At 59.8% G+C, this 22,356-nt stretch carries 23 protein-coding genes; 3 read left to right on the top strand and 20 right to left on the bottom strand.

The genetic code is table 11. The features are described 5' to 3' along the window. Window positions 1-7: 7 nt before the first annotated feature. From HWX91_RS15655 to HWX91_RS15610, 10 genes are all read right to left on the bottom strand, one after another. Entirely contained in the window at window positions 8-1,165 is a 1,158-nt protein-coding gene (locus tag HWX91_RS15655) for a TrbL/VirB6 family protein (RefSeq protein WP_028196296.1), read from the bottom strand. Then, complete coding sequence (locus HWX91_RS15650; RefSeq protein WP_028196297.1) at window positions 1,162-3,639, bottom strand: VirB4 family type IV secretion/conjugal transfer ATPase; 2,478 nt, start codon at window positions 3,637-3,639, stop codon at window positions 1,162-1,164. Before HWX91_RS15650 ends, HWX91_RS15655 begins: the two co-directional genes overlap by 4 nt. A 1-nt stretch (window position 3,640) precedes the next feature. Next, the gene (locus tag HWX91_RS15645) at window positions 3,641-3,961 is read right to left on the bottom strand and encodes a VirB3 family type IV secretion system protein (protein ID WP_028196298.1); all 321 of its coding nucleotides are present in this window, start codon (window positions 3,959-3,961) and stop codon (window positions 3,641-3,643) included. A gap of 16 nt (window positions 3,962-3,977) precedes the next feature. Further along, a complete protein-coding gene (locus tag HWX91_RS15640; protein WP_028196299.1) occupies window positions 3,978-4,319 on the bottom strand; it encodes a TrbC/VirB2 family protein in 342 nt (113 codons plus the stop codon). 48 nt (window positions 4,320-4,367) lie between these two features. Beyond that, a complete protein-coding gene (locus HWX91_RS15635) occupies window positions 4,368-5,018 on the bottom strand; it encodes a lytic transglycosylase domain-containing protein (protein ID WP_030101029.1) in 651 nt (216 codons plus the stop codon). Continuing rightward, the gene (locus tag HWX91_RS15630) at window positions 5,018-5,593 is read right to left on the bottom strand and encodes a hypothetical protein (protein ID WP_028196301.1); all 576 of its coding nucleotides are present in this window, start codon (window positions 5,591-5,593) and stop codon (window positions 5,018-5,020) included. Before HWX91_RS15630 ends, HWX91_RS15635 begins: the two co-directional genes overlap by 1 nt. Window positions 5,594-5,960: 367 nt before the next feature. Beyond that, window positions 5,961-6,245 (bottom strand): hypothetical protein, encoded by a 285-nt coding sequence (locus HWX91_RS15625; protein ID WP_028196302.1) that lies wholly within the window; start codon window positions 6,243-6,245, stop codon window positions 5,961-5,963. Continuing rightward, window positions 6,238-6,477 (bottom strand): helix-turn-helix transcriptional regulator, encoded by a 240-nt coding sequence (locus HWX91_RS15620; RefSeq protein ID WP_028196303.1) that lies wholly within the window; start codon window positions 6,475-6,477, stop codon window positions 6,238-6,240. Before HWX91_RS15620 ends, HWX91_RS15625 begins: the two co-directional genes overlap by 8 nt. A 115-nt stretch (window positions 6,478-6,592) precedes the next feature. Beyond that, window positions 6,593-7,135 (bottom strand): hypothetical protein, encoded by a 543-nt coding sequence (locus tag HWX91_RS15615; RefSeq protein ID WP_030101028.1) that lies wholly within the window; start codon window positions 7,133-7,135, stop codon window positions 6,593-6,595. A gap of 186 nt (window positions 7,136-7,321) precedes the next feature. Beyond that, complete coding sequence (locus HWX91_RS15610) at window positions 7,322-7,735, bottom strand: ACT domain-containing protein (protein WP_028196305.1); 414 nt, start codon at window positions 7,733-7,735, stop codon at window positions 7,322-7,324. A 210-nt stretch (window positions 7,736-7,945) separates the two neighbouring features. Here HWX91_RS15610 and HWX91_RS15605 point away from each other — a divergent pair, with 210 nt between their 5' ends. Together HWX91_RS15605 and HWX91_RS15600 are read left to right on the top strand one after the other, a co-directional pair. Then, on the top strand, window positions 7,946-8,887 hold the full coding sequence (locus tag HWX91_RS15605; protein ID WP_028196306.1) for a fatty acid desaturase family protein: 942 nt from the start codon (window positions 7,946-7,948) through the stop codon (window positions 8,885-8,887). Continuing rightward, a complete protein-coding gene (locus tag HWX91_RS15600; protein WP_051743360.1) occupies window positions 8,880-10,166 on the top strand; it encodes an SLC5/6 family protein in 1,287 nt (428 codons plus the stop codon). The genes HWX91_RS15605 and HWX91_RS15600 overlap by 8 nt, the downstream gene beginning before the upstream one ends. 5 nt (window positions 10,167-10,171) lie before the next feature. Here the strand turns inward: HWX91_RS15600 and HWX91_RS15595 are convergent, their stop codons facing one another. The 7 genes from HWX91_RS15595 to catB1 all read right to left on the bottom strand — a co-directional run bounded on the left by HWX91_RS15595 (window position 10,172) and on the right by catB1 (window position 17,527). Continuing rightward, a complete protein-coding gene (locus tag HWX91_RS15595; protein WP_028196307.1) occupies window positions 10,172-11,098 on the bottom strand; it encodes an HTH-type transcriptional regulator ArgP in 927 nt (308 codons plus the stop codon). Between the two features lie 88 nt (window positions 11,099-11,186). Continuing rightward, window positions 11,187-12,491, bottom strand: coding sequence for a dynamin family protein (locus tag HWX91_RS15590; RefSeq protein WP_244144077.1), 1,305 nt, complete (start codon window positions 12,489-12,491; stop codon window positions 11,187-11,189). Between the two features lie 287 nt (window positions 12,492-12,778). After that, complete coding sequence (locus tag HWX91_RS15585; protein WP_028196309.1) at window positions 12,779-14,041, bottom strand: GTPase; 1,263 nt, start codon at window positions 14,039-14,041, stop codon at window positions 12,779-12,781. Window positions 14,042-14,048: 7 nt separating this feature from the next. Continuing rightward, the gene (pcaD, locus tag HWX91_RS15580) at window positions 14,049-14,846 is read right to left on the bottom strand and encodes a 3-oxoadipate enol-lactonase (protein ID WP_028196310.1); all 798 of its coding nucleotides are present in this window, start codon (window positions 14,844-14,846) and stop codon (window positions 14,049-14,051) included. A 182-nt stretch (window positions 14,847-15,028) separates the two neighbouring features. Next, the gene (gene catA, locus HWX91_RS15575) at window positions 15,029-15,964 is read right to left on the bottom strand and encodes a catechol 1,2-dioxygenase (RefSeq protein ID WP_028196311.1); all 936 of its coding nucleotides are present in this window, start codon (window positions 15,962-15,964) and stop codon (window positions 15,029-15,031) included. 103 nt (window positions 15,965-16,067) lie between these two features. Next, window positions 16,068-16,358, bottom strand: a complete 291-nt coding sequence (catC, locus tag HWX91_RS15570) for a muconolactone Delta-isomerase (RefSeq protein WP_028196312.1) — start codon at window positions 16,356-16,358, stop codon at window positions 16,068-16,070. Between the two features lie 29 nt (window positions 16,359-16,387). After that, entirely contained in the window at window positions 16,388-17,527 is a 1,140-nt protein-coding gene (catB1, locus tag HWX91_RS15565; protein WP_028196313.1) for a muconate cycloisomerase CatB1, read from the bottom strand. Window positions 17,528-17,711: 184 nt separating this feature from the next. Between catB1 and HWX91_RS15560 the strand changes: the two genes are divergently transcribed. After that, window positions 17,712-18,623 (top strand): LysR family transcriptional regulator, encoded by a 912-nt coding sequence (locus tag HWX91_RS15560; protein ID WP_028196314.1) that lies wholly within the window; start codon window positions 17,712-17,714, stop codon window positions 18,621-18,623. A 385-nt stretch (window positions 18,624-19,008) separates the two neighbouring features. Here HWX91_RS15560 and HWX91_RS15555 read toward each other — a convergent pair whose 3' ends face one another. The 3 genes from HWX91_RS15555 to HWX91_RS15545 form a co-directional block, all read right to left on the bottom strand. Further along, window positions 19,009-20,223: a porin gene (locus HWX91_RS15555; protein WP_030101026.1), complete on the bottom strand. Its 1,215-nt coding sequence runs from the start codon at window positions 20,221-20,223 to the stop codon at window positions 19,009-19,011. A 173-nt stretch (window positions 20,224-20,396) separates the two neighbouring features. Continuing rightward, the gene (locus HWX91_RS15550; protein WP_028196316.1) at window positions 20,397-21,296 is read right to left on the bottom strand and encodes a LysR family transcriptional regulator; all 900 of its coding nucleotides are present in this window, start codon (window positions 21,294-21,296) and stop codon (window positions 20,397-20,399) included. A 41-nt stretch (window positions 21,297-21,337) separates the two neighbouring features. Then, on the bottom strand, window positions 21,338-22,351 hold the full coding sequence (locus HWX91_RS15545) for a ferredoxin--NADP reductase (protein ID WP_028196317.1): 1,014 nt from the start codon (window positions 22,349-22,351) through the stop codon (window positions 21,338-21,340). Between the last annotated feature and the right edge of the window lie 5 nt (window positions 22,352-22,356).

Raw genomic sequence — 22,356 nt, 5'->3', positions numbered from 1 at the left:
TTCGCCTTCAATCGCTCTGCTGGCCCAGGTTCGCGCGCGCCGCACGCTGGTAGGCAGGCACCGCACCACCACCCGTGCCACCGCGCGAACCTGTCCGGTCATGAATCTCGCCGCCGGAACGCGGGCCGCGTCCGTTGCCCTTGAGTGCCCGGCCGATGGCCGTCACGACGCTGCGCGAAGCGATGCCCGCGACGAACGCGCCGAAGCCGGAAAGCGTTGCGCCACCCGACAAGCCCGAAGCAACGGACGGCAACTGCCAGCCGACCATGGCGAGGAACACGCCGCTCGCGAACATGCCGGCTGCGGCCCCCCAGGCGGCCGTGGCTTCCAGTGCAGCCTGGCCAGCCGAGATCAGCGAAGCGGCGTTCGATGTGGGCGACGAGGTCGTCACCTGGAATGGCGCGAGCTCGGTCGAAAACGCCGTAAGCGCCATGCCAAGGAAAGCGGCGACGAGCACCTGCAGCAGCGCGTAATTGACGACCTTCGCGGTCCACGCCTCGAAAAAGCGAGCAGTCGGAGAAAACGCCGCGCAGGCGATAAAAACCGGACCCAGTCCGAGTACGAGATCGAGCAGCATCCGCGCCATCACGACCTCGAAGGCCAGCACGATGAGGAAGAGCGTGCCGCCGAGTGCAGCCACCAGCCCGAACAGGAAATCGCCAATGCCCGCGACGATCCCGGCCAGACTCAGCCCTTCGTGTGTTGCTTTTTCCGAATAGGCATCGAGCACGAGATCGATCTGCTGGTCATAGCAGTCGAGCGTCTGGTAGATGCTGGTCGCCGTGCCCTGCCCGGTCACACTGCTACCGCTGACCGACCCGCAGCCGGGATTGCCACCACCCGTGGTATTGGCCGCGTTCTGGATGGTCTGCGCGAGTCCGGAAGTCGCGCCATCGACAGCGGTCACGACCTGCTGCTGATAGATGCCGGCACTCAGCGCGAACGCGAGCGTGATCGCCACCTTCAGTCCGCGCCACGCGAACGCCGGCACAGCTTCGTGCGCTTCGCCGCGCACGACCGCGAGACCATAGGCGAGCACCCAGATCGTGACGCCCGTGGTCACGACGGGCACGAGCGCACCGGACAGCGCTGACGAGACGTTCGTGACGTAGGTCGACATGCCGTTTTCGAGAGTGCCGCCGACAGCAGTGAAGAGGCCGCTCATCGCACACCTCCCGGCCCCGGCAACTGCGACTGACGCGCGCTGGCCTGTTCTGCCTGTGCCGCGCGGCGCTTCGCGAGCTGCTCATGGAAGACGGGCAGCCAGTTCTGCGGCAGGTCACCGACCTGGGCACGGATCGTGTCGAGCAGCTCCACGTTGTCGGTCGTGCCAGACAGCACGTCGAGCACGTCGCCCAGACCCGCGAGATCGAGCCGGCCGATGGCCGACCGATGCCCCTGCTTGACGAGGAACATGCGGCTGTTCTCGCCGAGGTTGCGCACGATGTTGAATTCGGCTTCGGTCAGCTTGAAACCGCGCACATAGTCGTCGTAATCGGCACGCGGGTTCGGCAGGAAGAAGAACGTCGCGCTCTGCTCGATCAGCGCGCTGGCGATCGGGCTGCGCAGCACATCGGCCGGCGACTGCGTGTCGAAGATGCCGAGGCCGTTCTGCTTGCGGATCGTCTTCTGCTTGTTCTGGGCAAAGTCCGTGAAGACCGGATCGCCGAGACGCTTCCAGAATTCGGTCATGACGTACACGAAGCGCCGGCCATCGATCAGGTTCTCGGTCCGGTGCAGCAGGTACATCGTGACGGGCGTGGAGACCTCCGCGTCATCGAGCAGTTCGGTGTCGTCGAAGCCGAACAGGGTCGCAAGCGAAAGATCGATACGGTCGGTCGGGTTATCGAGCACCCAGCCCAGGCGCCCGCCCGCGCACCATTTGGCGAGCCGCGCATGCAGGCTGTTCTCGCCCACGTTCGGCAGGAGCTGCCGGACCATCGAGAGACGCCGCAAGGGTTTATCCATGCGGGCGACCTCGCGCACAGCGCGCGAGATATCGAGTTCGTCCTTCGCGGAGAGTGCCGCGCCGATGTCGACGAGCTTGCGGACCAGCCGCTCCCAGAAATCGATCACGGGTTCGCCCGGCTCCATCTGGAACGGGTTCAACCCGGTCGGCTCGCCGCGACGGAACACCGTATAGGTGCCGCCCATCGCCCGGATAGCGATCTCGGTACCGCGGTCCTTGTCGAACAGCACGGCGGTGATGCCGTACTTCGTCGCCATCGCGAGCAGGAACAGTTCGAGCACGGTCTTGCCCGCGCCGGCGCGACCGATGATCTGGGTATTGGCGAGCGCCTTTTCGTCGAGCGAGTCCTGCTTGTCGGGCGTGACGTGGAAATTCAGGTAGAGCGGCTGGCCGCTCGGCGTCTTGACGATCGAGATCGCCTCGCCCCACGGATTGCCGTCGCGCTTTCCTGTCGCGAAGTTGTGCAGGCTCGACAGGCCGCAGAAGTTGCGCGACGTGAGCTTCGCTTCGCGTGGGCGGTAGCGCCAGTTGCCTGGTAGCTGCGCGAACCAGGCCGCATCGGCAACGAGGTCAATCAGCGCGGTCTGGAAGCCGGCATCGGCCAGTTGCGTGCGGGCCTTCGCCACGCTGCGGGATACGTCATCCAGCGTGTCGCCGAGCACGGCCAGCGAATAGTGATATTCGCCAAGCACAAAATCGCCGTTGACCAGTTCATCGAGTGCGCGGTCCATCGCCTCGACCTGCGACACGGCGACGTCCTCGCCCGCGATAAGCTGGTTGCGCTGCCGCTCCAGCGCCTCCTTCGCGCTGGGCCGGTCGAGGATCGTGAACGACTGCGTCTCGATGTACTCGAAGTCACCGTACAGCAGACCGTTGAGCATCCCCGGCTCGGTGTCTTCGGGGTAATCCTTCAGGTCGAGCATCGCGGCGAAGCGCGTCGCGGCCGGCATGCGGATCTCGATCTTCTCGGCGCCGACGAACAGGCGCGAGGTCGGCAGCGCCTCGCGGATCGAGCCGGACGGTACGGGCTCGCGCTCCCAGACGCCGTTCACCAGATAGCCGAACAGTTCCAGTGCCGACGAATAACGGCGCGAGCGCGGCGTGAAGGGGCTTGGCCGCGTATAGACGCCGAGCGCGACCGGGTCGTAGGGCTTGAGGCTCGATTCGACGTGGGCGGCCAGTTCGGCCATGACCTTCAGTGCGTCGAGCTGGTCGCGCCGGATATCGTCACGCGTGCGCCGCGCAGCGCGACTGAAAACACGACCGAGCCGGGTACGGTTCGGCCGATAGACCAGCGTCAGGTACAGCTCGTTGGCCATCATCCGGTAGCCCGCGAAGCTCGCGTAGTAGCGCGTGGCCAGCTCCTCGCAGAAGCGGTTGTGGTACTCCGTCGGGAAGCGGTCCGACACGCGCCTGCGCAGGCGATGCGACCACAGCGCCGCATGGCCGCCGGCCAAGCACCGCACGAACTGGTTGAACCCGTCATGCCGCGCGAGGATATCGGCCGGGTCCGCCGCCTCAAACGCGATGCCGGCGAGCTTCCAGACCTGCAGGTAGTCGCCCTCGCGCGTCTTGATGACGTGGTCGGTAACATGCGTCGAGTACGGGATGTAGCCGGCGAGTGGCACTTCCCGGTTGGCGACGGCCACGAGTTGCGGTTCGGCCGGCATGTCACACCCTCCTCTTGAGGCGGACCGGCACATAGGCATGCCCGCCCCAGAAGCGGCGGTTGCCCTGGCGCAGCACCATACGTGCGCGCAACAGGTACTGCGCGAGGCGCTGGTCGTCGTGGCGCGTGATCACGCGCAGCACGACAAACACCGGGATCATCAGGAAAAGGATCGCGACGCCGAGAGGCGGAGTCGCGAGTAGCGCCCAGATGGCCGGGATCAGCATGCCGCCGCCGATCATCAGGAAGGCTACGAGCGGCACGCCCCAGATCATCGCGGGACGTGTGGCACCCTTGAAGACGGGGTCCTTGAGCGGATTCATGGTGTGCGCTCCCTGATCAGCTCGTCGGAATCAGCATGCCGGCGATCACCGTTGCGCAACCAACGAAGAGCCCGCCGATGAACACGTTCGCGATATCGCCGAAGCGGGCGTGCTGGAACATCATCCGGAAGCCGGCCCAGATGATGGAGATCGAGCAGATCACGCCGCCGACGCCGAGCAGCGTCGTCTGGATCGTGGTCAGCAGTGTGTTGACCTGGGAAAGCTGCGCCCACGCCGGTGACGTAGCCAGCAGTGCCACGGCCGCCGCAGTTACCCATCGGGCTGCCCTTCGGGCACGCCGTCCATCGTCTGGAGTGAAACTATTATGCTTCTCAAATATTAGTAATCCTAATTTCATGATTAACTCCTTTCCATTCCGAAACTTTGTTACTTCCCGATGGGCGGACTAAAACACCACGGCACTACCGTCCGAATTGCCGCCCGAGGTCGCGGGCGAGATATCAGATGAATTCGACCCGTGGTGTAGCGCCCCGGATTGCCGCGGCGATTCCGGCACGTCAGAATCGATTGGGACAACAGGGATCGGAGCAATGGCCGGCACGACGACAGACGTTGACGACGCCGGCGCGACACTGGCATTGCCGACCACGCGCTGCACATAGCCCGTCCGATACCCGGTCGAAAAGTCGCCGCTGGCGTAACAGGACAGGCTTGCGCGAAGGTCCGACTGGGCATCGATCGATGCGCGCGCGCGTGCCTGCCGCGCCAGCTCGAAGCAACCCTGAAGAATTGCGGCGCCCGCAGCCAGGTTGCGGCACGGGTCGAATGCGCTCCGCTCGCCCAGTCCATAGGCCGGCCAGTTGGAGCGGTTCACCTGCGCGAGCCCAACACTGAAATTCCAGCCGCCGCGCTCCAGCGCATTTACCGTCGCAACGGCCTCGTCTTCGCTGGCCGGCTGATGCGCAAGCCGGCCATGCACGACACCGATCGCATACGGATTGAAGTCCGATTCGGTCCGAACGATCGCTGCCATCGTCGACAGAGAGATCTGCGGCGCGCACTGTTGTGCAAGCGGGATAAAGTCGAGCGGCAGCATCACTGTCCCCCGCCATTTGCGCCGTTGTGCTGCTCCATCTGCTGCAGGAACCCAGCGGCAGACTGCGAAGGGTCATACGGAGCCTGCGTGCTGCCTGCCCCGTAGAATTCGGTCAGCGTACGATCCTGGCCGCTCACGTCCCACCAGACACGGGTGTAGAGCTGGTTGTCGATATCGACGTTGATCGCCCCGGTGGCGCGACACAGCAACACGCTCTGTTCAGCGCCGCCCCAATACAGCAGATCCTCCCGACAATAGCCTCCGCTCGCGAAGGTATTGGTCGCAGATGTCCCCTGGGAACCACCGACACCGAAATCGCACGTCGGAAACGGATCACCGTGGCGCAGCGCGGTCCACAGTTTCTCGACCGGCGGCACGCACTCGCTGTACTCTTCCGGGCCGCCCGGATTGGAGAGGCACAGAAGCACCTGACAGCCCCAGTCGTCCGCGTGTGCCACGCCAGGTGCAAAGATCGAGGTGCTGGCGAACAACGTCAACGCAATCGACCAGCCGCGCGCGATACGCTGCGTCGCATGCAGTCCGGCACACCAGGGAACAGTTCGTCCCATCTTCATGATCCGCCTTCCATCGGTTCATTCCATCAAGCCGAAGTACCGAAACAGGTGTGCGCGGAAAAAGGAACCCGCAGGGCCGGGGAAGCACGCCGCGGGCTCAAGGGGGATCGGCATCAGAAAATAAAAAAGCCTGCGACCGTCAGGTCTGCAGGCTTTACTCGCATCGCGACCACCACGCCAACGCACATACGTCGGTACATCGGGCCGCTAACGCGTACTCGGTCTTTGCATTTCGCGTCGACCGGAACAAGTTGTTGACTGCACTCTAGGCTCGATTCTCCAGCGTTGCAAGCCTCGAAATTGCCGGGCTTTCTGTGTCATCGTCCCTTGCGTTCCGAAACAGTCCGGCAACATCCGAAAAAAATTTTTACGCCTTCCCCTTTTCAAGCAGACAAGCGAGCGCATTCCTGGCCGACGCCAGTTCCAGGTCATAGCGGTTGCGCGGGTGACGGGGAATCCTGAGGCGGCGGCACACAACCTCTCGGCCGGCGTGCCACAGGTACACCATCCGAAGCAGCTCTTTGTGACGGGGTTCAAGACGTCGCCATGCAGCCTCGATCATCGCCGCATCGATCGGGTCATACGGACCACGCGCTGCATTTGCCCAGTTGTCCAGCCGGGATTCGAGCGAGGTGTGGGACGCGTCAATCATCGCCGCGCTCCTCACCTGACGTGCTGGATAACGCCCGGTATCCGGCCGGGTCGACGAGAAACAGCTCGATATCCGACGCGCGCCAGCCAACCATCCTCCCACCAAGAGGAACCGCGCGGGGAAACGTACCATCCTTCATCCGCTGATAGATCGTCGAACGGGACAGCCCGACAAGCTGTTCGACCTGCTTGCGACGCAAAATCGCGCCCACCATCCGTATCGAATCCGACATGGCTTCCGTCCTCCTGGCTTTGTCCGGATCTGCCCGGCACAGATCCGATTCAAGCAGCAGGAGACGGGGCCGAAAATTCCGTCATGTCGGCGGGATTATCCGTCGCAGTCGCCCCTCACCGGTGGCGCCCATCGGCGTCGCCGAGAGAATCGGGGCGTAACGCAGCCGCAAACGACTGCGCGTTACGAGATGCTTCACCATCGGCCTGTCCTTTCAGCCCGAGCTTCGCGTCGATGGTGCGCGCAACTGTTGAGGACTTGGGTGGTCGCTCCGGGTCCCACTGTGCCCAGTGCTCCCACATCACCTCAAAGAGAAGAGAAAGCGTGCGCGTCAGGTGCGGCAGCCGAACCATTACGCTACTGCCCGCATTGTCGGACGACACCTGAGAGCGCCGATCCAGGTCCACGGCATGCTCCGTCGGCCCAGAGCATTGTTCCAGTCGCTGCTCGAGGCTGTCTTCAAGCACATGGTGGAGCGCAGCCGTACGTGCAAGTGCCCGCTCAAGCAGCAAGATTCGCTGATCACGCCCGCGCAGGCGTGAGGCGAGCCGGGACACATCGGCCTGTGCGTCCTCGAAGCGGGTTCGCCAGTACGCAACTGATTCGGTTAGAGCCTCGCTATCCGCAGTGTGAGGATAACCATTTCCAGAATGGCACATCTGCCCTCCTTCCCCTCTACGCAATATCCGCGGAGAGAATGAATTCCCCGACTCCCGATTGTTCTTGTATATGGTCGTACAAAAACAATCTAGAGATGAGAATCCGCAGACGCAAGACAGTTGATGCGGTTGGCACGTTAACTATCCGGCCATAAATAAAACTCATCACGCGAGCTTTAACCGGGGTTACAACCGCGAGGCTTGAACGTTCGCTTCGCGTATCCCTTCAAGAACCACAAATGCCTCGTCCGCACGATCGACGGGAACAAGAATGTGATCGTGGTAATACCCGGCGATCGCATTGCAGGGAATTCCAGCCTTGGCCAGGTGTGCCGATACAACGGCCAGAAAACCCACTGCTTCGAGACTTGAGTGCACCTTGATGGTAATGAGTCGTGCCTTGAACGTATAGGGCAGCATGTACCGCTCCGCATCCTGTAGATCGAACACGGCGGTCAAGCCTTCGAGTTCCCTGAAAGTGAAAAGCGCCGATAAGCCTTCTGGCAGTGCGAAATCAGGAAAGGAACAGTAGACGTAGACCGGTGCGGCCATTTCCGGCTCGATCGTTGCGCATAGCGTTGCAAGGTCTTTCTCGCTCAACGTTTCCTCCGTAGGTTGTGGTGCGTCGCCTCAACCTTACACCACTGCCCGCTGCTCCCTGCAGCCAGAAAAATTAAATGCCCCGGAAGTTTACTAACCGCCTCAATGGCAAAGGGATTCTTGTCTATGCTCAGATCATTGCATCCATACAAGTAACCGCTTCCACCAATCCGAACCACGGGGAGTTCACGGCTTCTAACGGAGGCCACAATGAATCATGGCGATACATCAACGATCCTGATTGACCGGATCTCAATCAGGCAATCCCTTCTTGCCTTTGCTCCGGCCTGGCAACAACCAAAAGCGAAAACGTGGCGTGCTGTTTTTGACATCGCCTTCGACTGGATAATTATCTTTCTGTCCGTCTTCGCCATGTATCGAATCGGCTGGACGGCTACGCCAATAGCACTCCTCGCTATCGGAAACCGACAGCGCGCGCTAGGCAATCTTCTGCACGAAGCCAGCCACGGCAATCTGAGCCAGAATCGCCATCTCAACGATTATCTTGCGCACCTGCTGCTAGCGGCTCCGCTCCTGAACAGTCTGACTCTCTACCGCGAGCAGCACGCGCGTCACCACGCGTGGCTGGGTGACGCTGAGCGCGACCCCGATTTTTTGCCATCACTGGCCCGTACGGGCGATCGATGGTTTCGTGTCTACACACGGTACCTCACAAAGCTCCCGCTCGTCCGGGGGCCGCTCACCGGCCATTTGATAACTGGTCGCTATTCCTGGCGACCTCAGCTTTGTATCGTGGCGTGGTGGCTGGCTACGATGTCAGCCCTGATCGCCTCGAGCGCTCGCTTCGGATTGCTGTTCCTCGTTCTATGGTTTGGCGCGCGCGTTACGGTCTTCCATGCGATCACGACATTCCGGGAAATGACCGACCATTACGGCCTCAACCCGGGAGGCATCTTTAGCGTTACGCGGGAAATTCCAGACCACGGGATATTTTCGGCGCTGCTCCATCCACATCACAACGGCTACCACCTCACGCACCATCTTTTCCCGGCGGTCCCGTACCACCAGTTGCCCGACCTGCACGCCCAACTGATGACCCTGCCCGCTTTCACCAAGCGCGCCATCGTATGTTCGACATATCTCGGCGGCCAACAGTCGAGCGTACTCGGGTGGGGAATGAACCATGGCTAATCGAACATTGGCTGTCTGGGACGTCGCGAGCCTGCTCGTATCGACCAGTTGCGGAATCGGGTTCTTCCTGGGAACCGGCGAACTCGCCCTGCATCAAGGCATGGCAGCCTGCCTGTACGCCGTCGCGACAGCCATCGGTCTCATAGCGCTGGCGCTTTCTGCCCCGCGTCTCCAGAAGACCAAGCAGTCCATCTGGGCATATTTTTGCTCGCTATATGGCCCCACCATCAGCCAGCAGGTCGCGGCATTTTCCCTGATCTGGATGACCGGTGTGCTAAGCGCCCAGATCCGCGGAGCGTCGGCAATCCTTGCGCTGTCGGGCATGTCGCAAGCGACCTCGATTATCCTGGTCGATTGCCTCGTGCTTGTATTCTCGTTCCTCTGGATGTCATGGCTCTCCGGCATATTCGCACTCTGTATGTGCGGATGCATCGTGATACTTGTCCATGCTTTGGCCGAAACTCATAGCTTGACCTTATGGCTACATGCGCCGGCGATCTTTGTAGAGTCGATACGCGCGCAGCCCGTTGAGCATACAGGATTGGTACTACTGTCGGTCGTCGCGCTCGTTGTCTGCGGCGCAGACTATCAGCAGTTCCCTGCCATGGCGCGAACGTCGGCACACGCTCGATTCGGCTGCCTGATTGCTGCAGCAATCGTGCTGGGAATCGGATTTCTTCCCGCCTCTGCTGTCATCGCCAGCGAAAACCTGTGGCAACTCGGCCGTCTGTCCGATCAAACTCAGGTAGTCCCGGCACTGCTCGCTCGGGCGAGTGGCAGTCCCGGTCTGATAATATCGATGGCCGTCACGTGCCTGTTGACCATAACGGCCCTCGGTTCGGCTTGCTCAATTCTTCGAGCCATGAGTGATGCGACCGCTACCGTCTCTCGCGGCTCCCGTGTTCCGTCGCTCTATCATCGGGTGTTGCCAATCCTCGCTGCCACGCTAGTCGCAGTTCACGGACAAAGCATCATCAACGTGATGGTGACATTTAACATCGTCTATCTCGCTGCGGTGGCCCCGCTTCTGGCATTGACCCTTCTCGGTTATCCAATTCGGGATGAAGCCGCAAAGCGTTCGATGTTTGTCGGCGCTGGACTGTCGGCGCTATGTGTCGTGATCGAATGGACGCACGCTATCCACATGCCGGAAGCGACACCACTCATATTGGCATGGTCCGGCGCGTTAGTTGTAGCGCTGAGATCCCGCCCTCGAATCACCCGGGCTGCGCCTCGGTGCGTGAGTGCAGAAGAGCTTCATCAACGCTCACAGGGATGATCACTTCACGACTCGTTGTCACCGATTCGTGAGACAGCATGATCGCCGGAATGAAGAAGCGACCGACGAGCGTGACTCACCACGAGTTCGCTGATCACCTGAGCGTTCGACGGTGCCGTCTCCCAATGGTGCCAATATAGATTGACTTCGACCTTATGGCTGGGAGCCAATCGTATCAACTCGCCCGCGTCGATCAGAGGCTTGGCTTGCAAGCAGGGAACAAGTCCGTATCCGATGCCATTCTCGATCGCAGCCAGCAACGCTGCAGGAGACGGGAAGTAGTGCGCCGCATAACTCCTTACTTCAACGTCCAGAAACCGTTCGAGAAACTGCGAGTGCAATCCATCTTTACGGTTATAGAGCACAGCAGGTGCAGCAAGGACGCCGTGCAGCCCCAGACCTTGCGGGAAATATCTTTCGGCGAATTCTACGTTCGCTACGCACTCGTACTCCATCATGCCAATGGGCTCGGCCAAGAACCCTGTCGGGGGATCGCTGGAGGTCGAAACACAGCCCATCGCTTCACCTTTGGCCAGCAGCGGCAGCGTGTAATCCTGGTCGTCAACGATTAGTTCGAGGGCTACGTTTCTTTCCGCAATTTCCCAGGCGACAGCCTCAAACCATGTTGCCAGGGAATCTGCATTAACCGCGATCGCTACGCGAGGACGCATGCCGTCCATGGGCTTGATCTGCAACTGCGTATCGGCCTCCAGTACCTTGAGCACACGGATATGCCGTAGCAAGACCTCGCCCGCCGGTGTGGGAATGTTGCCGTCTCTTACCACCAGTGGAGTTCCAAACTCCTCCTCAAGCGCCTTGAGCCTGAGAGACACCGCACCACGAGTGATATTCAGCAACATCGCGGCACGACCAAAATGCCGCGTATCCACAATGGCAGAAAAGGCTTCCAACTGTTGACGATCAAAATTCATATCACGTCACCTACAAAAATGACAGATCACTGATGAATATCTTTCAATATTCATCCAAGACTTATCGTGCGAGCATCACTGACCCATCTCAACATCGCTCTAAAGAATTAGAATTTTTCCGCAACTCAACTTTTATTTCGATTAATTTTTTATCAAAATTTTTCAGTATGTTTTTTATATTCGCTGAGCACATCAGCAACACATTGATTGCAGCATCACACTGTTCGACTGCATTGATCGACAGGCGCAATAGAGTTTCGCGAATCGACATTTCCAACATCATGTACAGGCGCTGATAATCAACGCCAACAACCTCATGCCGATCCCGGCTTATACCGGTGCCCCCGATCACGATTTCCTCGAATCCAGCATCATCGGCTACTTCTATATGTGCGAGTGATGCATCGTTCACAACAACATAATCGATCAGCCGGCGGCCTATTTCGCGCGTAAACGCATCAAACACTGATCTCGACAACACACGGCAGATCACGCCGACGTCGCGCGTCGCCGCGTGTGCGTCGAGCAACGCCGGCAGCGTCGGCACGATGCTGCGCCACACCGCGTCGGCAACCTGCGTCCGCTGCTGTTCGAGGGATTCGCGCGCCGCCTGCGCTGACGCGTATAGTTCGTCGAGCAACGGCAGCACGTCGCGCTGCAATTGGCCGATTACGTTCTCTTCCAGGTGATGCAGCAATACTTCTGCGCGCTTGCGCGCCTTGTACGCGAGCGCTGGCTCCGCGACGTCAATCAACGCCGCGTACAACCGCTCGAAACCCGCATCGGCAAGCGCGGCCGGTATTTCATGTGCTTCGCGCGCCATATGCGACGAGATCGACACTGGCGCTTTCAACAACGCCGAATCGACGCCCATCGCGACGAGCTTTTCCCGCGCACGCACCGTGACGTCTGCTTCCTGATGCGCACGATTTTCGACGCTCTTGTTGCGCAAGATTTTTCGGATCTCGCCGTCAATTTCGTCCTCGTCGTAGAGATCGCTCCGCGTAATGACTGGCAGCAGCGGCTTGTTGCGATGCAGCTCACGGCCGAGTTCGTCGAGTTCCTGCACCTGCCCCGGTGACGTCGAACTTGTCAGCCACAGGATCGCGTCAGCGCTGTCGGTGAAGCGCTGCGTAAGCGCCGCATTTTCCGGTGTTACGGAATGTAGACCGGGCGTGTCGAGCAGCACGAGCTTGTCGCCAAGGTGCACACCTTGCAGCCGTGCGGTGGTTTCCGTCGTGCCCTCCGCGAAACGCCCGTCCGTCTCGACGAGACGCCCCGCGTCGACGTGGAAATACCGCACCGCGCGGCCGTGCAAGGCTAAACGCTCCGCAAGGAAATTGCAGAACGAACTCTTGCCGGCGTTAAACTTCCCAAACACAAGCAGTAACACCGTGTCGTCGAGCGCATCGGAAAGCGCGCGCGCACCTTCGAGGTCCGCCCATTGTTGCACCCACGCGCGGATACCGGTATCCAGTGCGACGTCGATCGCGTTCGCCCGACACGCAAGCGGATGGTGATCCGCGAGTCCATCGCACGTCAGCCGAGCAGCGCGCAGTCCCTCCTCCAGTTGTGTGCGCCAGCGGTCGAGCGCGTGCAGCACGGGGTCGATGTTCTGCGCGCCGAATTTTAATGAGTCAACGTCGGTGATGAAACGCTGCTCGTGCGTCGTGTCCGCTTTCATGCTCTCGCTTCCAGCGTGTTGAGCGCAGTGAGCGCGCATTGGGTGGCGTCGAGCGCCGCGTTAGCCTCCGCAATCTGTGCCACTAGGGTTTGGCAGTCGTCTGACAGTTCATAGTAGTGCGTGAACTCGCGCCGCATCCGCTCGCGGCCCTGTGCCTCGCAGAACATCCGGCGCAAGTCCTTGCGAAACTTCACCGATACGCCCATCACCGCAATCATCACCGAATTTAGGCTGCGTGCAGCGGTCTGCTGGGACGACGGCAAGCCGACGACGCCGTGCCCAGCAAGAAACCCGTCGATCTCGATGCACGCGCGCGAATACGTGATCTGGATATGCGCACGCTCGACCTTGCCAGCGGTGATCGCGTACGCGTCCTTCGCGGTGTCGGGCACGATTGCATAGTCAGTGCCGAGCGCATTGAGCATCGCGTCGATGTCCTCGCTCACCTTGACCATCACCGCCGCAAGGCCGTTGTCGAAACCCTCTCGCTGCTGTCGCCGCGTGTCGCGCAAATCGGCGAGCAGGCGTTGCCGCACAGCACACAGATGTTGAAGCTCGTCACGTATCTCGCCGAGCAGCAGCGCGATCTCGTGCGCACGCGCGACCGGCACCTGCGCGAGTGCGGCGTCAAGTCTAGCGACCAGCGCGTGCATACCGCTCTTCTCGACCAGCAGCTTCTTGCCACCCTCGATCCCATTGCGATAGCGCGTCGATGACACCGGGTTCAGATCGAACCGCGGCACCTGCGCGCGGATCGCGGCGCTCACATAGTCAAGTTCCGCGTCGTCGGCAAGCTGATCGACCTGGGACAGCACGAACACTGTCTGCCGCTGCGAGCGCGCGCCATCGTCGCGCAGTTCGGTGAGCAGCGCGAGTTCCATTGCGTCGAGTTCGCCCTCCTTCGCCGCGTGCACGAACAGCCGGATATCGGACTTCTGCCACGCCGCGTGCAGCGCGTAACGATCATCTTCGGTGCCGACGTCCGCGTCGAGCCCAGGTGCGTCGAGCCAGCGAACTCCACGCTGCACGCGGTCCGCGAGTACGACCGTTTCACGCTTATCGGCCACCGCAAACGTGGGTTCGCCAATCAGCTCGTTCAGCAGCCGGCTCTTGCCGTGGTTGTATTTGCCGATCACAGTGACGACGGGTTTGCCGCCGGCGGCCAACGTATTCAGCCGCGTGAGATCGTCTGCGCGGGCCGGCAGCACGAACGCGATGTCGGACGCAGCCCGCTCGCGGATTTCATCATGGACAGGCATCGATTTCTCACTCGATCAGGAATCCGAGCAGCGCAGCGTTGAATTCCTGTGCCGACTCCACATTCACAATGTGCCGGCCAGGCAGAGCGAGATGCTTACCTCGCTGTACGTTATCGGCAATGTATTGGAGGTCGCCGGGCGGGCACACGGAATCGTCACTGCCCGAAATCGCGAGCACCGGATGAGCAATGCGTCTGATCTCTTCGCGCAGGTCCGCGGCAGCCAAGGCCGCACAACACCCGTTGTAGCCTTCAGGATCAATTCCAGCAAATGTCTCGAGAATGGCTCCTACTGCCTCCTTGTGCGCAGATCTAAACTGTGACGTGAACCAGCGTTCGGCCGTCGCCTCAGTCATAGCAGCAAGCCCGTTCGTCTTGACGGCGTCAATCCGTGCGTTCCAGCTTTCTTCGGTACCGATTTTCGCCGCGGTCGCACATAACACTAGCCGGTCGAACCGAGTGCCAGCATTAATGCCAAGCCATTGGCCGGTGAGACCACCAATTGAAAGACCACAGAAGTGGGCACGTTCAATCTTCAAAGCATCAAGCAATGCAATAACGTCCCTGCCCAGATCGGTAAGCGAATACGGCGGCGAAGGCGCATCAGACTTGCCGTGCCCTCGGCGATCGTAGCGCAGCACACGAAAATACGGCGAAAGTCCCGCTGCCTGTGCATCCCACATATGCAGGTCGGTACCAAGGGAGTTGCAGAATAGCAACCATGGCTTCGCGCTATCGGTTGCATCGCCGTCGAGACGGTAATGCAGGTGGTGGTTCGGCAATTGCAGCCGTTCGCCTTCATACATGCAAGAACTCCATGGTCGTTCCGGCGCGCTTGCCGTGCCCGTTTTCGCAATCAAATGTCGTAAAGGGAGGAGATTTAGCCAGCGACTGTCAGTGGCTGACAATGACGCCCCCACATCCTCTCGTCACATCTCGCACCACTCACGCCTATTGGCGGCGGTATGCCCCCCGCCGCCTAGATCGGTTAGGCTGCGACTTCGGCACGCAACCGGTGGACGACCTGATTGTCCTTGCCCTTCACCAGGGACGTCAGCGTGAGGTTGAATTCGATGTCCTTGTACGTGTCCGCCTTCAGGCCAAGCGCCGTACCACCCTTCTTCTCGGTCACCGGCGGGATCAGCTCTTCACGCGTCGCATATGCAAAGTCGTCCCAGATGAGCGGATCGCCCTCGATGTTGAACTGCGTGGTCAACTTGCGCGCACTATCGGACGAAACGAAGAAGTGCACGTGTGCCGGGCGGTTTCCGTGACGCCCGAGTACATTCAGGAGCTGCTGCGTCGCACCTTGCGGCGGGCAGCCATAGCCGACCGGCATCAGCGTGCGGAATTCGTACTTGCCATCCGCACCGGTCTTAACCGCGCCACGCAGGTTGAAATCACTCTGCGCTCCGGTCGGGTCGAAATGCGAGTAAAAGCCCTTTGAGTTCGCGTGCCAGCATTCCACTACCGCGCCAGCTACCGGCTTGCCGTCCGGACCAGTGACCGTGCCGTGGATCACCAAGGGGCCGGCATCCTCGTCCGGGTTGATGTCGATCTTCGACACACCGTCATGCACCGTTGCACCGGCGACGTACAGCGGACCCTCGATCGTGCGCGGTGTACCGCCCTCGATACCCTCAGCTTTGTCCGCCGCGTCCAACCGGATATCAAGATACTTCTCGAGGCCGGAACCGGCTGCAAGCAGAGTCGCCTCGCCGTCCTGGCCAAGCTTGTTCAGGTAGTTCACGCCGGCCCACACTTCGTCGGGCGTGATGTCGAGATCGTCAATCGCCTTGAACAGATCGGAAAGCAGTCGATGTACGATCTGCTTGGAGCGGGCGTTGCCGCCCTTGCCTTCGAGATTGGTCGCCGCCTTCAGCAGGTCTTGCACTTCCTTCGTACCGAACACTTTGATGCTCATGATGCCAGTCTCCATCGAGTAGTTTTGGGGCGCACATATCGGGTAACGAACCCGTTGGAAGCGCGCTCGCCCTCGGAAGCGCGCCCTCGTTTGAATCATCCGATCACGACTCGTCGTCGCGAATCGACGACGGGTGACGGCACAGCGGCGTCACCTCGATCTTCATATATGAAAACAGCGGCAGTCCGGTCAGGATGCCGTGCAGTTCCGCATTGCTCTCAACATCGAAGATGCTGTAGTTCGCATACTCACCAACGAGGCGCCAGATGTGAGGCCATTTGCCGCTCTTTTGCAACGCCTGCGAATACGCCTTCTCGCGTGCCTTGATTTCGTCTGCGACCTCGACCGGCATATCGTCCGGAATATTCACATCCATGCGTACATGGAAAAGCATCGTCATCCTCTCTTTTTTTTCGTCCGGGGTTACGCCTTCGTGACCTTGATCAGCCCGTCGCGCGTGAAACGCCGGACCTTCTCTTCGTCGAGTTCGATGCCAAGGCCAGGACCGTCTGGCACGGTCAACTGGTAATCACTGTAATCTAGCGGCTTGGTCAGAATTTCTTCGGTGATCAACAGCGGGCCAAACAGTTCGGTGCCCCATTGCAGGTTCGCGAAGCTCGCGAATAGATGCGCTGACGCGACCGTGCTGAACGCGCCTTCGAGCATCGTGCCACCGTACAGCTCGATGCCGGCCGCGTCGGCGATCGCCGCCACGCGCTGCGCGGCGAATAGCCCACCACTCTGTTCGATCTTGATCGCAAACACGTCAGCCCCGTTTACTCGCGCAATCTCGAACGCATTGTCCGGGCCTTGCAGGATTTCGTCGGCCATCAAAGCAACCGGAAAGCGCCGCATCAACCGCGCGAGCGCCGCCGCCGACGCGACCGGCTGCTCAACCAATTCACAACCGGCATCGGCGAGTGCTGGAATCGCCCACGCTGCCTGCGTCTCGCTCCATGCCATGTTCACGTCGACGCGCACCGCCGCATGCTCCCCAACCACCCTCTTGATCTCGGCTACGTGTTTAATATCGGTCTTCAGTTCCTTCGCACCGATCTTCAGTTTGAATACGTTGTGGCGGCGAACCTCAATCATTTGCTCTGCTTCGGCGATGTCGCGCGAGGTATCGCCGGACGCCAGCGTCCAGGCAACCGGTAGCCGTTCACGACGGCGCCCACCAAGCAGTTCACTGACAGCTACGCCAAGTCGCTTACCATGTGCGTCAAGCAGCGCGGTTTCGAGTGCGCTCTTCGCGAAGTGGTTGATTTTCACCAGCTTGCCAAGGTGTGCCATCAACGTCTGGATGCGTGTCGCGTCCTTGCCGACCAGCGCCGGCGCGAAGTACGCGTCGATCGCCAACTTCATCGCTTCCGGACTTTCCGGGCCGTACGCCATCCCGGCGATCGTGGTGCCCTCACCGATGCCGACCGCGCCGTCAGTGCAATACACCTTCACCAGCATCAAAGTCTGTCCGTACATCGTGGCGACAGACAACTTGTGCGGCCGAATCGTTGGCAAATCGACGAGGCAAGTTTCGATCCGTTCAATCGTTACACTGGACATGTCGCAGGTGGCATCCGTATTGTCTGTAATGAGGTTTTATACGCTGCGGCCACCTGCGACGTCCAACACCTTTTTTATAGGATTTGATACCTTTACAGTATAGAGAGCGCTTTATGCCCAAGCGCAATTTAGCGTTGCAATGCTTCAAGTCCGTCGCAAACCACACTCGACTCCAAATCAGACTATGGATCTGCGCCAGTTTCGCTACTTCGTCGCCGTCGCCCGCGAGCGCAACTTCACCCGCGCAGCCAGACAGCTCAACATCGCTCAGCCACCATTGAGCCGTCAGATACAGTTGCTCGAGGAAGAGGTCGGGGTTCCTCTTCTGATTCGCAACAGCCGGCCGGTGCAGCTAACCGACGCGGGTCGTCTGTTCTTTGAGCAGGCGATCCAGGTGCTGGGGCGCGTCGAACAGATGCAAGCGGCCACGCGGCGAGTGGGATTACATCAGCGTAGCGTTTTGTCGATCGGCTTTGTCGCATCTACTCTCTACGGCGTATTGCCGACACTGATGCGCAAACTCCGCCAACACGCGCCGGAGCTGGACATTCAAATGGTCGAGCTCATGTCGGTTCAGCAAATCCAGGCGATAAACGAAGGCCGCATCGACATCGGCTTCGGCCGCGTACATCACAGCGATCCGAACGTGTCTAGCATCGTTCTCCACGAGGAAAGGCTTGCCGTTGCGTTGCCGATGGAATCGCCCATGGCTCGGGAGTCAACACCTCTACCCGTTCACCAGCTAGCCGGAGAAAAGTTGATTGTTTATCCAAAGGAGCCGCGCCCGGGCTTCGCCGATCAAGTGCTGAACATCTTGGATAGGCACGATGTACAACCAGGCCAAGTGATGGAGGTACGCGAAATCCAGACCGCCTTGGGACTGGTCGCAGCTGAATTCGGGGTGTGCGTGATACCTGCGTCTGCGCGGCAGATGCGCCACGATGTACATTATCGGCTGATAGACGGCGACCGCGCGACCTCTCCGGTAATCGTCAGTCACCGGGCTAACGATAGCTCCAAGTATATTAGCCTGACCAAACAATTGATCCGCGAAATGTATGCCGAACATCCAGCATGGTTGGATACTCACAATTGATAGACGCGTCGCCCCTTGAACGATTATCACTGAGGTCACGTGAAATATGGCTGTTGAACCGTACCCATTTCGAGTTCATTCGAATGGATGGGATGCCAGTCAGCCCATCTGGGCCGACTTTTCCAGCCCGTCGCTAACGAAAGATATAAGGCGGCAGCCGAACGAGTTTAGCTGTCAGAGCAGACGCCAAAGACCCCCTGGGCAGTCGAAATAGGTCACGCCCGAAAGTTGAAAACCACTGCAGAAGTGTCGCCGTTTCCCGGCTACTGCTCCTGGGTCTCGTCACAAGCGACCATTCGGGCGATGTTCTGCGCAACTGGTACTCGATCCATCAAAGTCCCGGGCTTCAGATGGCCCGCTACAATGGAGCGAACCCAGCACACGTTCAGAAGTTATGGCGAATGCCCGCAATGATCGCCAGCTGCTTATCCGTATCCGAGTTCACGAGAGTAGGGATCTGCGCGAGGTTCTGTGTGCCACCGCCCGCGGCATTGACGCCGAGTCCGGCACCCGACGATTTCTGGCCGATTGCCACTGCATAGACCGCCGTGCGCTTCGATAGGTTGTACATAGCCCCCAGGTTAACCTGATGGATGCGTGTGGACGCCCCCTGATCAGGTTTCGCGTTATTGAAGATATACGCGAAGCCAAACTGCAGCGCGGGCGAATACTGCCACACGGTGTTGAGCTCAGCAATATCGAACGAAATATCCGCGCCCCGTGGCCCTGCCGTGCTTTCAAAGTACTGGCTCTGCGAAAGCCGCGTATGCGTGTAGCTAAGCGCGAGCGTCACTTGGTCGAGGACGTATGAACCACCCGCGCCCCAGATATCGATCTTCTGCGCGTTCTGTAGTTCGCAATAGGAGGCATCGGCATTGGTACAGCTGAAATCGCCGATATACCCGCTCTCTCCCCCCAGCGCCGCCTGAAGCGGATTGCGTAACTGGAGATATCCTGCAGAGAGGGAAAGCGGTCCGCGTGTGTAATTTGCCGCGATCGACCAGCCACGGTTCTGCGAGAAGTCTCCCGCGACCCCGCCCAAGCTAAACAGTCCTCCGACTGTCAGTCCACCGAAGCTCGGGCTCAAATACTTGATCGAGTTGTTAAAATTGAACGCTTCGTTGAGGTTGTCTACGTCACCGAAGTGCGATCCGTAGAGCGTCGACCAGTTGGTGCTCGAAACATAGGCACCCATATTGTCTGAAAACGGATCGTATTGGCGACCGAGCGTCAGAGTGCCATAGTTCGCGTTGGCCACGCCCACCCACGCGTTCCGGTTGAAAAGCGTGCCGCCCTGAAACTGCGCGCCATTTTGCGCAAAGAAGCCATTTTCCAGTGTGAACTTGACCGTGGTGCCGCCGCCGATGTCCTCGTTTCCGGTCAGACCCCAGCGCGAAGGCTCAAGGATGCCGCTGCCCATTTGCCAGTTCGAATGGCCATCGGTGTGACCATTGGTATGCGTGATCTGCTGGTTCGTCGAATAGATGATACCGGCGTCCGCAGTGCCGAAAAGTGTGACCGATGACTGCGCGTGTGCGACCGTCGCAAGGACGCATGAGAACAGCGTGGTTACCGTACAGCAGACTATTTCTTTCTTCATTTCACGTCTCCTTATTAGTTTTACTAAATATATTTTCTTTCTCTTTTCTTGAATTCGCTGGCACCGTCATTCCACTGCTTGATCAATATGCCTAGTATCGCGACCTACAAACTGCACCACCCAGCCTCGGTCGAAAAGCCTGCCTCGTACCGGTCTCGAAAGCGTGACTTCATTCATTGCGCCCATCGTGCGAGTTCCACCTGCAACATGTCGGCGAGATCGCGCTGCCAAGCGGCGTGCATATCGAAGCGACTGACCAGCCACAGTTCAGTGTTGACGAAAGTGTCTGAAGGATGCGCGACGAGGTCTGGATACTCTGCAGCAACAAACCTGGGCAATAAAGCCATTCCATGCCCAAGCGCGCACATGAGTGCCAGCGGTGCGAAGCTGTCCGCCTGGATACGGATATTTCCGGAAAGTCCGAATTTTGACCAATCCAAGTGTGCGTAGATGAAATCGTGATCCTGATGGAAGAACTGCAAGTTCATCACAAGCAGTTGATGTTCTTCGACTCCCAGATTGTTGGCGTTGTCGCCAACTCGCTCCAAGTAGCCGCGACTAGCATATGCCCCGATCGGCACGTTGCCGAGTTTGCGCACGCGCAGCGAATTGCTGGTGCGATCTGGGCGGGCCAGACGCACGGCGATGTCCACCTGATCTTGCTCCAGGTTAACAAAATGGGCCTCGGTAGTGATGGAGAACACTAGGCGAGGATATTTATCGCTCAAAGCGGTAAACACTGGGCTAAAACGCTGTGCAAAGACGTCCATCACGCTGACGCGAATTACGCCGGCACCAGTCTGATGGTCTTGAGAGAAGCTGCGAGCAGCCTCCTCCATTCGCTGGGCTGCATCAACGAGCGCGTGGAGATCGGCCGACGCTCGCCAGCCGCTGTCGGTGCGCACGAACAGGGTCCGGCCAAACTGTTGTTCAAGCAAGCGAATGCGTCGCCGAAGCGTCGAATCGTCAATCCCCTCCAACTCGGCAGCCACTTCGTAGCTGCCGTGTCGCTCCAGCGCCAGAAAGGCTCGGATCAAATCCCACGGGGGAGTGTGGGTACCGTCTCGGATCAAGTGAATGCTCCTTAAGTGGCGCGTGGACGCCAGGAATACACCTAGAAACGCACCTTCAGCGTAGAACTCGCGGCACGCGCGCGACAGGCCAGCAGCCAGCCATCCGCCACGTCGTCATCGTCAAGAACCGAACTCTCGAGCCGCTGTACCTCTCCCTCCTGCAGGCGGCACATGCACGAGGCGCATTCGCCGACCCGGCAGGCATGCGGCGCAGGCAATCCGTCCCGGAGCATGGCTGTCAGCAGCGCTTCTCCAGCTTTAACCTGTACTGTATAAGTCTTGCCCTTGATCTGCACAGTCAGTTGCGCCGGCTCACCAACAGGTTCTTCTTCCTCTCCTGCCTCGCCTTCCACTACGCCACCGAAATCCTCCTGGTGCACACGCTGCGACTCGAATCCGGCGGCCTGCAAACTCGTGTTGACGGCGCGCATAAAGGGCTCGGGGCCGCATAAGTAGGCGTCCGCCTGTTCCAGGCCCCGCGTCTGTGCTGCCAGTACGTCTTGTGATGGCAGACCCTGCTCGCTGTCGTACCAATACACGATCTCCAGTCGGCCAGTAGCGCGTAAGCGCATCGCCTCTAGTTCCTTCAGCAGCATCGCCGTAGCCCGGTCGCGATTGGCGTAGAACAGCAGTACCCGCGAGGCACCTTGCGCCAACGCCTCACGCGCAAGAGCAAACACAGGCGCGATGCCACTACCACCCGCGTACAGCAGCACCGGCTGCCCCGGCCGCGCCAAGATAAAGCGCCCCGCAGGCGGCAGCACCTTAATTTGCTGGCCCGGCTGGGCGTGGTCGCACAGCCAGTTGGACACGCGTCCCTCTGCTACCCGCCGCACCAGCACGCTAATCGGCTGCCCTTGCACCGGCTCGCTTGTGATCGAATAACAGCGCCAGAGTTCGTCCTCCTGAACCGAGACCGCGAGAGTGAGGTACTGACCGGGCCGAAAGCAGAAACTTTGCTGCTGCCCGGCCTCCACACCAAGGCTCAAAAGGATCGCGTCACTGCCTTGCTCCACCACGTCGGTGATGGTCAGGGAATGTATCTGCTTCGCCATGTGCT

The organism is Paraburkholderia fungorum, assembly GCF_902833645.1.
Classification (GTDB): Bacteria; Pseudomonadota; Gammaproteobacteria; order Burkholderiales; family Burkholderiaceae; genus Paraburkholderia; species Paraburkholderia fungorum.
The sequence above is the reverse complement of the archived record's forward strand: the minus strand, read 5'-3'. Positions and strand labels throughout refer to the sequence as shown.